The sequence below is a fragment of the Streptomyces sp. URMC 129 genome (genome assembly GCF_051386415.1).
Taxonomy (GTDB): Bacteria; Actinomycetota; Actinomycetes; order Streptomycetales; family Streptomycetaceae; genus Streptomyces.
The window spans coordinates 1-13,677 of the sequence record NZ_JBPQTQ010000145.1; the positions used below are offsets into that span (position 1 = coordinate 1).

General features: G+C 73.9%; 14 protein-coding genes and 1 pseudogene. 7 read left to right on the top strand and 8 right to left on the bottom strand.

Going from position 1 to position 13,677, the window contains the following annotated elements:
• The 6 genes and pseudogenes from ACSNOC_RS24010 to galU all read right to left on the bottom strand — a co-directional run.
• Nucleotides 1–248, bottom strand: a pseudogene (locus tag ACSNOC_RS24010) (hypothetical protein); the annotation flags it as partial.
• Between the two features lie 106 nt (nt 249–354).
• Complete coding sequence (locus ACSNOC_RS24015; protein ID WP_436749646.1) at nt 355–981, bottom strand: GNAT family N-acetyltransferase; 627 nt, start codon at nt 979–981, stop codon at nt 355–357.
• Nucleotides 978–1,466 (bottom strand): MogA/MoaB family molybdenum cofactor biosynthesis protein, encoded by a 489-nt coding sequence (locus ACSNOC_RS24020; protein WP_436749647.1) that lies wholly within the window; start codon nt 1,464–1,466, stop codon nt 978–980. The genes ACSNOC_RS24015 and ACSNOC_RS24020 overlap by 4 nt, the downstream gene beginning before the upstream one ends.
• Nucleotides 1,463–1,942: a cyclic pyranopterin monophosphate synthase MoaC gene (moaC, locus tag ACSNOC_RS24025; RefSeq protein ID WP_436749648.1), complete on the bottom strand. Its 480-nt coding sequence runs from the start codon at nt 1,940–1,942 to the stop codon at nt 1,463–1,465. Before moaC ends, ACSNOC_RS24020 begins: the two co-directional genes overlap by 4 nt.
• An 82-nt stretch (nt 1,943–2,024) precedes the next feature.
• Nucleotides 2,025–3,299: a molybdotransferase-like divisome protein Glp gene (gene glp, locus ACSNOC_RS24030; protein ID WP_436749649.1), complete on the bottom strand. Its 1,275-nt coding sequence runs from the start codon at nt 3,297–3,299 to the stop codon at nt 2,025–2,027.
• A complete protein-coding gene (gene galU / locus ACSNOC_RS24035) occupies nt 3,292–4,203 on the bottom strand; it encodes a UTP--glucose-1-phosphate uridylyltransferase GalU (protein WP_436749650.1) in 912 nt (303 codons plus the stop codon). Before galU ends, glp begins: the two co-directional genes overlap by 8 nt.
• 160 nt (nt 4,204–4,363) lie before the next feature.
• On the opposite strand from galU, the gene ACSNOC_RS24040 reads away from it, so the two are divergent.
• Nucleotides 4,364–4,969, top strand: coding sequence for a 5-formyltetrahydrofolate cyclo-ligase (locus ACSNOC_RS24040; protein WP_436749651.1), 606 nt, complete (start codon nt 4,364–4,366; stop codon nt 4,967–4,969).
• Nucleotides 4,970–5,046: 77 nt separating this feature from the next.
• On the opposite strand, the gene ACSNOC_RS24045 is transcribed toward ACSNOC_RS24040, so the two are convergent.
• The gene (locus ACSNOC_RS24045) at nt 5,047–7,836 is read right to left on the bottom strand and encodes a penicillin acylase family protein (RefSeq protein ID WP_436749652.1); all 2,790 of its coding nucleotides are present in this window, start codon (nt 7,834–7,836) and stop codon (nt 5,047–5,049) included.
• Between the two features lie 207 nt (nt 7,837–8,043).
• On the opposite strand from ACSNOC_RS24045, the gene ACSNOC_RS24050 reads away from it, so the two are divergent.
• The 5 genes from ACSNOC_RS24050 (at nt 8,044) to ACSNOC_RS24070 (ending at nt 12,374) form a co-directional block, all read left to right on the top strand.
• Entirely contained in the window at nt 8,044–9,576 is a 1,533-nt protein-coding gene (locus ACSNOC_RS24050) for a potassium/proton antiporter (RefSeq protein ID WP_436749653.1), read from the top strand.
• Nucleotides 9,577–9,672: 96 nt separating this feature from the next.
• Nucleotides 9,673–10,017, top strand: a complete 345-nt coding sequence (locus tag ACSNOC_RS24055) for an FmdB family zinc ribbon protein (protein WP_436749654.1) — start codon at nt 9,673–9,675, stop codon at nt 10,015–10,017.
• Nucleotides 10,014–10,862 (top strand): S-methyl-5'-thioadenosine phosphorylase, encoded by an 849-nt coding sequence (locus ACSNOC_RS24060; RefSeq protein ID WP_436749655.1) that lies wholly within the window; start codon nt 10,014–10,016, stop codon nt 10,860–10,862. Before ACSNOC_RS24055 ends, ACSNOC_RS24060 begins: the two co-directional genes overlap by 4 nt.
• A gap of 177 nt (nt 10,863–11,039) precedes the next feature.
• Entirely contained in the window at nt 11,040–11,639 is a 600-nt protein-coding gene (locus ACSNOC_RS24065; RefSeq protein WP_436749656.1) for an RcpC/CpaB family pilus assembly protein, read from the top strand.
• Nucleotides 11,640–11,804: 165 nt separating this feature from the next.
• Complete coding sequence (locus tag ACSNOC_RS24070; RefSeq protein WP_436749657.1) at nt 11,805–12,374, top strand: MscL family protein; 570 nt, start codon at nt 11,805–11,807, stop codon at nt 12,372–12,374.
• A 32-nt stretch (nt 12,375–12,406) separates the two neighbouring features.
• Here ACSNOC_RS24070 and ACSNOC_RS24075 read toward each other — a convergent pair whose 3' ends face one another.
• A complete protein-coding gene (locus ACSNOC_RS24075) occupies nt 12,407–13,111 on the bottom strand; it encodes an AMP-binding protein (RefSeq protein ID WP_436749658.1) in 705 nt (234 codons plus the stop codon).
• A 91-nt stretch (nt 13,112–13,202) separates the two neighbouring features.
• Between ACSNOC_RS24075 and ACSNOC_RS24080 the strand changes: the two genes are divergently transcribed.
• Nucleotides 13,203–13,677: P1 family peptidase (locus ACSNOC_RS24080; RefSeq protein ID WP_436749659.1), on the top strand; the 475-nt coding region annotated here is incomplete at its 3' end.

A 13,677-nucleotide genomic window follows, 5' to 3' on the forward strand; every position in this document is an offset into this window, starting at 1 on the left:
GCGTCAAGGACGGCCTGGCCGTGCTGAGACCGCTGCTGCGGCACGCGGTGGACCAGCTCAGGGGCGGCCGTCTCGGTCGCCGGCGCGCCGCGTCTGCCGCGCGTCAGCAGCCGGAGGGCGGTGCTGAAGCGCTCCGTGGGGCGGGCTTCGTTCAGCTCGTCCTGTCTGCGGAGCCACATCGGCACCAGGTACGCGGCCCACGCCCCGACGATCATTGCGAAGATGAGGCCACTGCTGCTCACGCTCACACCGTAGAGGGGTTTGCGAGAGTCCAACTGCCAAATCGGGCGGTGTGTCGCGCGTTCAGAACGTCCTCCTGGTGTTTTCGTCGGATTGTTATCTGCGTTCGAACATTTATTTTATTTTCGGGGGTGTCCGCTGCCGCTGCCACCGTTTCAGCAGCCCCTGCGGCACCTCCTCCGAGGTCATCGCGAAGACCAGATGGTCCCGCCACGCGCCGTCGATGTGGAGATAACGCGGCCGGATGCCCTCCTCGCGGAATCCGAGTTTCTCCACCACCCGCCGGCTCGGCCCGTTCTCCGGGCGAATGCAGATCTCGATCCGGTGCAGCCCCAGCGCGCCGAAGCAGTGGTCCACCGCCAGCGCCACGGCCGTCGGCATCACTCCGCGCCCCGCGACCGCGCGGTCCACCCAATACCCGATGTGCGCCGAGCACATCGATCCCCACGTGATCCCCGCGACCGTCAACTGCCCGGCCAGCCGCCCCTGATACGTGACCACCAGCGGCAGCATCCGCCCCGCCTGCGCCTCGCCCCGCAGATGCCTGACCATCTGCCGGAACGTCGGCCTGCGCGGCGCCAGATGACCCGGCGGGGGCGGCGGGATCGTGGCCTCCCAGGGGCGCAGCCAGTCGCGGTTGCGCTGGTTGACCTCCCGCCAGGCCCGGTGGTCGCGCTGCCGGATGGGGCGGAGACCGACGTCGCCGTCGACGAGTTCGACGGACCAGGTGTTCGCGTTCACTGCTGGTGGTCGCCGCCCCTGAGCTGGTCCACCGCGTGCCGCAGCAGCGGTCTCAGCACGGCCAGGCCGTCCTTGACGCCGCCGCGCGAGCCGGGGAGGTTGACGATGAGAGTGCGCCCGGCGACGCCCGCCACGCCGCGCGAGAGCGCGGCCGTCGGCACCTTCGCCTGCCCGGCCGCGCGGATCGCCTCGGGGATGCCGGGCACCTCGTAGTCCAGGACCCGGCGCGTCATTTCGGGCGTGCGGTCGGTGGGGGAGATGCCGGTGCCGCCGGTGGTCAGGACTATGTCGTACCCCGCGGCGACGGCGGCCCGCAGCGCCGCCTCCACCGGCTCGCCGTCCGGGACGACCCGCGGGCCGTCGGCCGCGAAGTCCAGCGCGGCGAGCGCCTCGACCAGCAACGGGCCCGTGGTGTCGTCGTAGACGCCGGCGGCGGCGCGGTTGGAGGCGGTGATCGCCAGCGCCCGGTAGGGAGAAGGGCTCATCGGCCGCGGCTCCAGGTGCCGGACTTGCCTCCGGTCTTCTCCTCGACCCGCACGTCGGAGATGACCGCGCCCTTGTCGACGGCCTTCACCATGTCGACCACCGTCAGCGCCGCGACGCTGACCGCCGTCAGCGCCTCCATCTCCACGCCCGTCCGGTCCGTGGTCCGCACCGTGGCGGTGATCTCCACCGCGTCGTCGGCGACCGACAGGTCGACCGTGACGCCGGAGACGGCCAGTGGGTGGCAGAGCGGGACGAGGTCCGGGGTGCGCTTGGCGCCCATGATCCCGGCGATCCTGGCCGTCGCCAGCACGTCGCCCTTCGGCACGCCCTCGCCGCGCAGCAGCTCGATCACGGCCGGGGCGACGAGCACCCGGCCGCTGGCCGTTGCGGTGCGCGCGGTGACGTCCTTGCCGGACACGTCGACCATCCGGGCGGCTCCCGAGCCGTCGAGATGGGTGAGGTGCGGGGTGCTCATGACCAGCTACGGTACCCCTCGCCCAGCCCGGCGGCAGCACCGTCAGGCGGCAAGCGCCGCCGTCGGCCGAGCGGCGCCGCCGTCAGCCGAGCAGTACCACCGTCAGCTCCGCGCCCGCCGCGGCCTCCGTGACGTTCTCCGGGATCTCGATCAGCGCGTCCGCCGCGGCCAGCGCGGCCGTCAGATGCGATCCGGGGCCGCCGACCGGCCGCACGGTCCCGTCGTCCGGCTCGTACGCGCCGCGCAGGAACTGCCGCCGCCCGGCGGGCGAGGACAGCGGCGCGTCCGTGACCAGCCGGGCCGTCACGCGCGGCCGGTGCAGCGCGCCCTCGCCGTGGCCCGCCATCGCGCGCAGCGCCGGGCGGACGAACAGCTCGAACGAGACGTACGCGCTCACCGGGTTGCCCGGCAGCGCGAACAGCGGGGTGCGCGCCGGACCGATCAGGCCGAAGCCCTGCGGCTTGCCGGGCTGCATGGCCAGCCGCCGGAAGTCGACCTCGCCGCTCAGCGCCTCCTTGACCACGTCGTACGCCCCGACGCTGACGCCGCCGCTGGTGACGACGAGGTCCGCGCGGATCAACTGGTCCTCCAGCGCCGCCCGCAGCGTCGCCGCGTCGTCCGCGACGGCCGCGCCCCGGAACGCGACCGCCCCGGCGGCCTGCGCGGCGGCGGTGAGCATGTAGCTGTTGGAGTCGTGGATCTGCCCCGGCCCCAGCGGCTCGCCGGGGGCCGCCAGTTCGCTGCCCGTGGACAGCACCACGGCCCGCGGCCGGGGCCGGACGGGAACGGTCCCGCGCCCCAGGGCCGCGAGCAGGCCGATCTGCGGCGGCCCGAGGAGCGTTCCGGCGGTGAGGGCGACGCCCCCGGCCTGCGCGTCGCTGCCGCGCCCGCGGATGTGCTCGCCCTCGGCGACCGGCTGGAAGACCCGCACCTCACCACCGCCGCCCCGCGCGGCCGAGGCGGCGAGCATGGAGTCGACCGGGCCGCCGCCCGTGCCGCCGTCGGTCCACTCCACGGGAACGACGGCCTGCGCGCCGGGCGGCAGCGGCGCGCCGGTCATGATGCGGGCGGCCTGCCCGGGGAACAGCGTGGGCAGGTCGCCGCTGCCCGCGGCGATGTCCGCGACGACCGAGAGCACGGACGGCAACGCGTGGGTGGCGCCCTCCACGTCGGCCGCCCGCACCGCGTAGCCGTCCATCGAGCTGTTGTCGAACGGCGGCAGCGGCGCGGGCACGATCACGTCCTCGGTGAGCACGCACCCGGCCGCGTCGAGCAGCGGCAGCTCGATGGGCTCCAGCGGCCGGACGGCCCGCAGGACGTCGGCCAGGTGCTCGTCCACCGACCAGATGTCAGCCAACGTGCGGCATCTCCTCGGTGACGTAATGCCGCAGCCAGGACCTGAACTCCGGGCCGAGGTCCGGCCGTTCGCAGGCGAGCCGGACGATGGAGCGCAGGTAGTCGGCGCGGTCGCCGGTGTCGTAGCGGCGGCCCTTGAAGACCACGCCGTGCACCGGGCCGCCGAGGGCCGAGTCGCCGGCCATGGCCTGGAGCGCGTCGGTGAGCTGGATCTCGCCGCCGCGCCCGGGCGGGGTCTTGCCGAGCACCTCGAAGACGCCCGCGTCCAGGACGTAGCGGCCGATGACGGCGAGGTTGCTGGGCGCGTCGGCCGGGTCCGGCTTCTCGACCAGCCCGGTCACCCGCAGCACGCCGTCCGCGACGGGGTCGACGGAGGCCGCGCCGTAGAGGTGGATCTGCTCGGGGTCGACCTCCATCAGCGCGACGACGGAGCCGCCGTGCTCGGCCTGGACCTGGATCATCGTGGTGAGCAGCGGATCGCGGGGGTCGATCAGGTCGTCGCCGAGGAGCACGGCGAACGGCTGGTCGCCGACGTGCGGCGCGGCGCACAGGACGGCGTGGCCGAGGCCCCTGGGATCGCCCTGCCGGACGTAGTGCATGGTCGCGAGGGCCGTCGACTGCTGAACGCGGGAGAGCCGCTCGGAGTCGCCCTTGCGGCGCAGGGCGTCCTCCAGTTCGTAGTTGCGGTCGAAGTGGTCCTCCAGGGGACGCTTGTTGCGCCCGGTGATCATGAGCACGTCGGTGAGCCCGGCCGCGGTGGCTTCCTCCACCACGTACTGGATCGCGGGTTGGTCGACAACCGGCAGCATCTCCTTGGGAGTGGCCTTTGTGGCGGGCAGAAACCGTGTGCCGAGCCCGGCTGCGGGAATGACAGCCTTGCTGATCCGGGGGCGAGGTGTCGTCATGCCGGTCACTTTATCCATCTGGCCTGCGGCCACGGAGCACTTTGGAGTTGTGCGTCGTGTTATGAGGGGGTTTGATCTGGCGGTGGATGTGACGGCGGAGACGTGAGTGAGCGCGCGGACGTGTGAGCGTGTGGGCGTGTGAAGGGAGCGGGCGGACGGCGTGGAGGACACAGCGGCACTGAAGCGCGAGGTCAGGCGGGATCTGCTGGCGGTGCGGGCCGCCATGGCGGACGACGAGGTGGCGCAGGCGGCGCGGGCGCTGGCGCGGCGGGCGCTGGAGCTGCCCGAACTGGCGGCGGCGGGGACGGTCGCGGCGTACGTGTCGATGGGCCATGAGCCCGGCACGACAAGCCTGCTGAGCGCGCTGCGCGAGCGCGGCGCGCGGGTGCTGCTGCCGGTGCTGATGGACGACGACGACCTGGACTGGGCGGAGTACGAGGGGCCGGGGCGGCTGGTGGAGGCCGAGCGCGGCGGCGGGCGGATCCGGCTGCTGGAGCCCGCCGGGCCGCGGCTGGGCCCGGCGGCGGTGACCGAGGCGGACGTGGTGCTGCTGCCGGGGCTGGCGGTGGACCGGAGCGGGGTGCGGATGGGCCGCGGCGGCGGCAGCTTCGACCGGGTGCTGGCCCGGCTGGCGGCCTCGGGCGCGGAGCCGGCGCTGGTGGCCCTGGTGTACGGGCACGAGGTGGTCGAGGCGCTGCCGCGCGAGCCGCACGACCGGCCGGTGCACGCCGCCGTGACGCCGGAGGACGTGCACCGGTTCGCCTGAGCCGCGACCGGCCCCGCGACCGGCCCCGGGCCCGGCCTGGTCCGGCCCGGGGCCGGGCCCGGTCCCGGGACCGCGCGTTACGGGGTGGCGGTCTCCGGGGTGAGCGTGAGCGTGTGCTCCGCGCGCTCCCGGACCGCCTCCTCGCCGTAGGCCCACGGCAGGTACTCGCCGTCGGCCCACAGGTCGGTCTGGTCGGTGTAGTTGGAGTGGTAGGCGTGGCCGGACGCGCCGGTGAGGTTGATCCACAGGGACTCGTCGAAGTCCTCCAGGCTCACGATCATCCGCATGGACGGCACCCAGGTGATGTCGTAGCCGCCGGCCGCGTTCCAGCCGGTGGCGTCGACCGCGTCGCTGCCGCCCGCCAGGTTCCACGGGCCGCGGTTCAGCAGCCACTGGACGGGGCCGGGGCCCTCGGTGCCGAGCGTCTGGTTGTTGAGCATCAGCCGGTGCAGGCGGCCCCAGCTCCAGGTGTCGATGTCCTTGCCCAGCTCGGCGGTCAGCTCCCAGCGGGCGTCGCGCAGGGCGCGGGCGAGCAGCTCGTCGCGGTTGTCGGCGGCGGGCAGCGTGGCGGTGGCGGGCGCGGACCACCACTCGTTCTCCGGGTCCTCCAGCAGGCCCCTGACCACCTCGAACCACCGGTCGCCGCCGTCGGGTTGGGCCGTGTCGGAGGAGCGCTCGCCGCACTCGGTGATCAACCGGTCCTCACCGTCCGGGTTTTCCAGCGGCTGGGAGTCGTCGGCCGGGGGCACGCGCAGGCACTGGCCCTCGACGCGCAGCTCCTTGGGCATCTTGTTGCCGAACGCGAGCTGGAGCAGGTTCCGCCAGACCGCGTTGTAGTAGGCGGCGGCGGGGGAGTCGGCGTCCTGGCTGTAGTCCCAGCCCTCCAGCAGCTCCTGGGCCTCGCGGATGTACGGGTCGGTGACCTCGATGTTCAGCAGGTGCGGGACGAGGACCTCGGCCATCTCGTTGTGGTTGTCGAGCTGGATGGACCGCATGTCGCCCATCGAGATCTTGCCGCCGTCCTCGATGGTGCCCTGGATCAGCTCCTCGATGCGCGCGCTGCGCGTGCCGTAACTCCAGTCGTCGGTGAGGGTGTACGCGTACTGCCCCGCCTCGATCACCGGCTGGTTGGCGGTCACGATGTAGCCGCGTTCGGGGTTGAGCTCCCAGGGGAGCTCCTCCTGCGGGATGTAACCGGTCCAGTCGTAGGAGGAGTCCCAGCCGGGGGCGGGGTAACGGCCGTCGCCCGCGCCGCGGACGGGGATGAGGCCGGGGGCCTGGTAGCCGATGTTGCCCGCGGTGTCGGCGTAGATCAGGTTCTGCGAGGGGACGGCGAAGTCGCGGGCCGCGGCGCGGAATTCCTCCCAGCCGTCGGCCGCGTCGATGGCGAAGACGGCGTCCATGGTCTTCGACGGCTCCAGCGCGGTCCAGGTGAGGGAGACGGCGTAGCCCTCGCCCCGGTCGGGGGCGGAGGAGTCGACCGGGGCGCTGTCCCCGACGTCGGCGAACTCCTCCTCGCGGTCGGAGATGATCGGGCCGTTCTCGGTCTCGCGCACGGTGATCTCGCGCGGCTCGCCGCCCGCGACGTTGATGGTCTCCGTCCGGGTCTCGTACGGCACCTGCTCGCCGTCCCGCAGGTAGTTGCCGTCGTCCAGCTTCTCCAGCCGCAGGTCGGTCACGTCGGCGCCGAGGTTGGTCAGGCCCCAGGCGATGTCCTGGTTGTGGCCGATGACGACGCCGGGCATGCCGGAGAACGTGAAGCCCGAGACGTCGAAGGGGCATTCCGCGGTGACTTCGGTGCAGTGCAGGCCCATCTGGTACCAGACGCCGGGCAACGAGGGCGACAGGTGCGGGTCGTTGGCCAGCAGCGGCTCGCCGGAGGTCGTGTAGTCGCCGGAGATCACCCAGGAGTTGGAGCCGATACCGCTGCCGTTGGTGCCGAGGAGGGCGGGGATCTGGTCCAGGGTGTCGGCGACGGAGGCGAGTTGGGTGGACACCTCGTCGAACGCGCCCTCGATCCCGTCCGTGGCCGGGTCGCCGGGCCCTCCGGTCCCGCCGGTCGCGGGGTCACCCGTCTCGCCGGTCCCGCCGGTCTCTCCTGCCTCTCCTGTCTCGCCGGTCAGGGCCTGGCCGGGCGGCAGTTCGGTGCCGGTGCCGTTCTCCCGCACGATCGGCGCGTTGCGGTCGTAGGGGTACGGCGGGTACAGCTCCTCGATCTCCTCCGGGCTCAGCCGGGAGGCGAGCAGCGAACGGTCGATCTCCTCCTGGAGGTTGCCGCGCAGGTCCCAGGCCATGGCCTTGAGCCAGGCCACGGAGTCCACCGGGTGCCACTCCTCCGGCCGGTAGTCGTTGACGAAGCCGAGCGCCGCGTACTCGACGGACAGCTCCGCGCCGCTGTGGTCGGCGAGGTAGGCGTTGACGCCGTCCGTGTACGCCTGGAGGTAGGCCCGGGTCTCGTCGGAGAGCAGTTCGTCGTACTCCTGCTGGGCCACGTCGTGCCAGCCGAGGGTGCGCAGGAAGGCGTCCGTCTCGACCTGCTCCTCGCCGAACATCTCCGACAGCCGCCCGGCCGTCATGTGCCGGCGTACGTCCATCTCCCAGAAGCGGTCCTGGGCGTGCACGTACCCCTGGGCGCGGAAGAGGTCCTCCGCGGTGTCCGCGTAGAGCTGCGGGATGCCGTTGCCGTCGCGCAGGACCGTGACCGGCGCGGACATGCCCGCGACCGCGATCTCCCCGGAGACCTGCGGGAAGGAGGCCCGCACGGTGCTGATGCTCCAGTAGGCGCTGTAGCCGAGACCGGCCACGAGCAGCAGTACGAGCGAGATCACGATCAGACGACCGCGTCGCCTGGTCTTCTTGGCGGGCATCTGCGTCCTTCACAGGGCAGCTTGGAGGTTGGAAGCAACCATAGACATACGGCCACTGAGGTGAGCCTACGGGGAGTCACGCGCCCAGGCCGCAGCGTTCATATGATGGTAAATTCGCCGCAAACGACGTGAATTGCCGTAGCTGTAGGCTGCAACCGTTCCCCCGGAGAGGACCCGTCCCTGACTGTCGACCGCCTCAACGAGCTGATGCTCGCCGGCGCACTCGTCCTTCTGGTCGCGGTCGCCGCCGTGCGGCTGACGTCGCGCACCGGGCTGCCGTCGCTGCTGCTGTACCTGGCCATCGGCATGGCGCTCGGCCGGGACGGGCTCGGCATCGAGTTCAGCGACGTCGAGCTGACCCAGGTGCTGGGCTACGCGGCGCTGGTCGTCATTCTCGCCGAGGGCGGTCTCGGCACGCGGTGGCGGGACATCCGCCCGTCCATCCCGGCCGCCGGCGTGCTGGCCACGGCGGGCGTGGCCGTCAGCGTCGGGATCACGGCGTCGGCGGCGCACTACCTGGTCGGGCTGAGCTGGCAGTCGGCGCTGGTGATGGGCGCGGTGCTCTCCTCGACCGACGCGGCGGCCGTCTTCTCCGTGCTGCGCCGGGTGCCGCTGCCGCGCCGGGTGAGCGGGGTGCTGGAGGCGGAGTCCGGGTTCAACGACGCGCCCGTCGTCATCCTGGTCGTCGCGTTCTCCGAGTCCGCCCACCCGATGGAGCACTGGTACGTGCTGCTCGCCGAGATGGCGCTCGAACTCGCGATCGGCCTGGCGGTCGGCCTCGCCGTCGGCAAGCTCGGGGAGCTGGGGCTGCGGCACGTCGCGCTGCCCGCCGCCGGCCTCTACCCGATCGCGGTGCTGGCGCTCACCGTTCTGGCGTACGCCGGGGGCGCGCTGCTGCACGGCAGCGGCTTCCTCGCCGTCTACGTGGCGGCCGTCGTCCTCGGCAACGCCCGGCTGCCGCACCGGCCCGCGACGCGCGGCTTCGCGGACGCGGTGGCGTGGCTGGCGCAGATCGGCATGTTCGTGGTGCTCGGCCTGCTGGTCGACCCGGACGCGCTGTGGGACAACCTCGGCCCGGCCCTCGTCGTGGGCGGCGCCCTGACGCTGGTGGCCAGGCCGCTGGCGGTGACGCTGTGCCTGCTGCCGTTCCGCCGGCCGTGGCGGGAGCGGATGCTGCTGTCGTGGGCCGGGCTGCGCGGGGCGGTGCCGATCGTGCTCGCCATCATCCCGGTGGTGGCGGAGGTCGAGGACAGCGACCGGATCTTCAGCATCGTCTTCATGCTGGTGGTCGTCTTCACGCTGGCGCAGGGCCCGACGCTGCCGTGGCTGGCCCGGTGGCTGCGGCTGGGCGACGGCGAGAAGGCCGTCGACGTGGACATCGAGGCCGCGCCGCTCGAACGGCTGCGCGGGCATCTGCTGTCCGTGTCGATCGCGGAGGCGTCGCGGATGCACGGGGTGGAGGTCCGAGAGCTGCGGCTGCCGCCCCAGGCCGCCGTCACCCTGGTGGTCAGGGACGGCAACAGCTTCGTCCCCGAGCCCACGACGGTGCTGAGCCGGGGCGACGAGCTGCTGGTGGTGACGACGGACGCGGCGCGGGACGCGGTGGAACGGCGGCTGATCGCGATCGGGCGGGGCGGCAAGCTGGCGGAGTGGCTCAGGCCGGGCGGCCGGGCCCGGCGGGGCGGGCGGCCCGGCGGGGCCGGACGGTCCTGGCCGGGCGCGCGCGACGCGCGCACGTGACGCAGTGGGCAGGCGGAGCAGTGGACTTCCGGCCCCGGAATGTTGCACGATGGACCGTCGTTAGCACTCCATGACCATGAGTGCCAGGAGGATGACGTGCCGACGTATCAGTACCAGTGCACCGCGTGCCACGAGGGTCTCGAAGTGGTGCAGAAGTTCACCGATGACGCGCTGACGGAGTGCCCGGGCTGCCAGGGGCGCCTCAAGAAGGTGTTCTCGGCCGTCGGCATCGTCTTCAAGGGCTCCGGCTTCTACCGCAACGACAGCCGGAACACCTCGTCGTCGAGCAGCCCGGCGTCCTCGGCGTCCGGCAAGGCGGGCGAGAAGAAGAGCGACGGCGGCTCGTCGTCCTCGTCCTCCGGCGACTCCTCCGCCTCGTCGTCGTCCTCGTCCTCGTCGTCGTCCCCGGCGAGCACCGGCAAGGCCGCCTCCGCCGCATGAGCGCGGGCGGCGGGGACGCCGGGCGGGCCGAGATAGGGGTCATCGGCGGATCCGGGTTCTACGCGTTCCTGGACGACGTGACGGAGATCACGGTCGACACCCCCTACGGTGCGCCCAGCGACTCGCTGTTCCTGGGCGAGATGGGCGGACGCCGGGTGGCGTTCGTCCCCCGGCACGGCCGCGGCCACCACCTGCCGCCGCACCGCATCAACTACCGCGCCAACCTGTGGGCGCTGCGCTCCCTGGGCGTGCGGCAGGTCCTCGGGCCGTGCGCGGTCGGCGGGCTGCGGCCCGAGTACGGTCCCGGCACGCTGATCGTCCCCGACCAGCTCGTCGACCGCACCAAGAGCCGCCCGCAGAGCTTCTTCGACGGCGTGCCCCGGCCGGACGGGCAGCAGCCGAAGGTCGTGCACGTCTCGTTCGCGGACCCCTACTGCCCCGCCGGGCGCGCGGTCGCGCTGGCCACCGCGCGGGAGCGCGGCTGGGACGCGGTGGACGGCGGCACCATGGTCGTGATCGAGGGGCCGCGCTTCTCCACCCGCGCCGAGTCGCGGTGGCACGCCGCGCAGGGCTGGTCCGTGGTCGGCATGACCGGGCACCCCGAGGCGATCCTCGCCCGCGAACTGGAGCTGTGCTACACGTCGCTGGCCCTGGTCACGGACCTGGACGCGGGCGCCGAGGTGGGTGAGGGCGTCTCGCACGCCGAGGTGCTGAAGGTCTTCGCGGAGAACATCGGGCGGCTGCGCGACGTGCTGTTCGACGTGGTGGGGCGGCTGCCGGAGGAGCGCGACTGCCTGTGCGCGACCGCGCTCGCGGGGCAGGAGCTGGGGATCGAGCTGCCGTAGGGGCCTGCCGTGGGGGCCGCCGGGGCGCCCCCGGCCTCTCCCGGCCTCTGCCGTCCCTTCCGGTGTCCTGCCGCCGGGGCCCGGCCCGTCCCCCGGGCGGGCGACCGCGTTGTCCACAGGCGCCGGGTTGTCCACAGGCCCCAGCGGGGATGGCGCGGAGCCGGGCACGGTGGTGCCATGCGTCTCGCTTCCGGTGTCAACGGCTCGCGGTCCCGGCCGCCGGCCCTCTCGTCCTCGCCCGTTCCCCCGCTCCCGCCCGTTCCCGCCTTCGCCCCCGTGTGCCCGCGCGGCGGGCGCTTCCGGCTGCGCCGCTTCGTACGGCTGCGGCGCCGGGGCCTGGCCGTCGCGCTCGCCGCCGCCGCGCTCGCCCTGGCCGCCGGCGCGTCCTGGGGCGGGTCGGGGAACGGACCCCGTGCCGACCGGGTGGAGACCGCCGCCGCGTCCCGGGCGCGGGAGGGCCCCGGCGAGGCGGTGCGTCCCGCCGAGGTCGTCTCGGCGCCGGTCCGGATCGCGGACGCGGCGGCCGTGCGGCTGCTGCGGCCCGGGGACCGGGTGGACGTGCTGGCCGCCGCCGCGCCGCCGGACGGCGGGGCCGCCGCCCCGGCCCGTGTCGTCGCGCGGCGGGCCCGGGTCGCGGAGGTGCCGGAGGCGCCGGAGGCCGCCGTTCCGGGGGCGGGCGACGGCGGCGCCCTGCTGGTGCTCGCCGTCTCCCCGGCCACCGCCGCCGACCTGGCCGGTGCCGCCGCCGTCGCGGAGCTGGCGGTCGCGCGATGGTGACCGGCACCACGGGTGGCACCCGCGTCGCCCGGCAGCGGTCAGCGGATCGGTCACCGGATCGGTCAGCGGACCGGTCACCGGATTGGACAGCCCGCCCCGCCCTGTTGCAGCCTGAGCCGCTCGGGAAGTGCCGCGACGGCGGCGTCGAGAGGCGGAGTGGTGAGCGTGGAGAGCAAGGGCGTCGTGGCGGGAGCCAGGGAGACGCTGGCCGGGTTCAGGGAATTCCTGACCCGGGGGAACGTGGTGGAGCTGGCCGTCGCGGTCGTGGTCGGCACGGCCTTCACCAACATCGTGAACTCCGTGGTGCAGGGCATGATCAACCCGGTGGTGGGCGCCTTCGGCACCCAGAACCTGGACGCCTACACGTCCTGCCTGCGCGGGCCCTGCCTGGACAACCCCGAGGGCCAGCCGGACGAGGGCATCCTGCTGCACTGGGGCTCGGTGCTCAGCGCCACGCTCACCTTCCTGATCACCGCGGCCGTGGTCTATTTCCTGATGATCCTGCCGATGACCCGGTATGTGGCCCGGCGACGGGCGAAGGACGCCCTGGAGCCGCAGCCGCCCGCCAAGACCGAGCTGGACATCCTGGCCGAGATCCGCGACGAGCTGATCGCCCAGCGCGCCGAGCGGGAGGCAGGGGACGGCGGGAAGGCACTCACCGTGGGCGCGCCGCGCTCCGGCGAGGCGGAGGCCGACGGACAGCCCCGGGCGAGCCGGGAGCCCGGCTCGGCGTAGGCGCCGCGCGAGCCCTCCGGGCATCCCCCGCGCTACAGGTGGTGCGGCGGCTTCTCGCTGAGGAAGCGCGCCAGGTCCCCGGCGCCGCCGTCCTCCAGGGGCGTCTCGCCCCAGCCGTGGTCGGCGTCGTCGGCGGACCGGCGCTCCAGCGGGTCGTCGAAGACCAGCCGGGCCAGGACATCGGGCCGCTGCGGGCCGGGCCGCGGGTCGTCGCTCATGCGGCCAGGATACGGCCGGGCGGGTGGCGACAGCGGGCCCAGCATCTCGTGCCACCAGCGGTCCCGGCCGGGCACCCACGGCACCGGCCGGGGGAGCTGCGGTATCACCAGCACGTCGCGCACCGCCGGGCAGCCGGACAGGGCCCGGTCCACGCCGGACTTCACGGCGTACACCTGCCCGTCGAGGCGGCAGGCGTCGGCGGTGACGACCACGGTGGCGCCGGAGGTGTTGACACGCTCGCGGACGACGGCATGGTGGTTCCCGACGGGCAGCGTGAGCCGTGTCGCCGACAGCCGGAGGCAGGCGAGCGTCACGACCACGGACTCCAGGGACATCGGCATCAGCACCGGCACCACGTCGCCGGACCGCACGCCGAGCCCGGCCAGCACCTCGGTCGCCCGGTCGGACCGCCGCAGCAGCTCCGCGCGGCTGAGCACGTCGGCCGGGCCGCCCGGGTCGCGCGCGCTGTCCCGGCCGTCTTCCCGGCCGCGTTCTTCGGACATGCCGTCTTCGGACATGCCGTGCAGCTTTGCCGGTGGCGATTGACAACGGATAAACGTCCGCTGGACGGCGCAGGCCAGGGGTGGGGGGCGTGATACGCATGGGGGCATGAGCGAGGAGATGACGGCCATACCGGGGCCGCTGGACGCGCTGACGGACGTGGCCGGCCTGGCGGTCGGGCATGCCCAGCGGGTCGGGGACGGCTGGCTGACGGGCACCACGGTCGTGCTGACGCCCGGGGGCGGCGCGGTCGGCGCGGTCGACGTGCGCGGCGGCGGGCCCGGCACCCGCGAGACGGACGTGCTCGACCCGAGGAACCTGGTGGAGCACGTCGACGCGATCATGCTGAGCGGCGGCAGCGCGTTCGGGCTGGACGCGGCCGGGGGCGTGGTCGGCTGGCTGGAGGACCAGGGGCGCGGCTTCCGGCCGGGCCCCGATCCGGCCCAGGTGGTGCCGATCGTGCCGGCCGCCGTCCTGTTCGACCTCGGCCGCGGCGGCGACTGGCGGGCGCGCCCGGGGGCCGGGCTGGGACGGGCGGCGGCCGAGGACGCGGCCCGCCGGGGCCCGGGCGCCGACGTTCCCC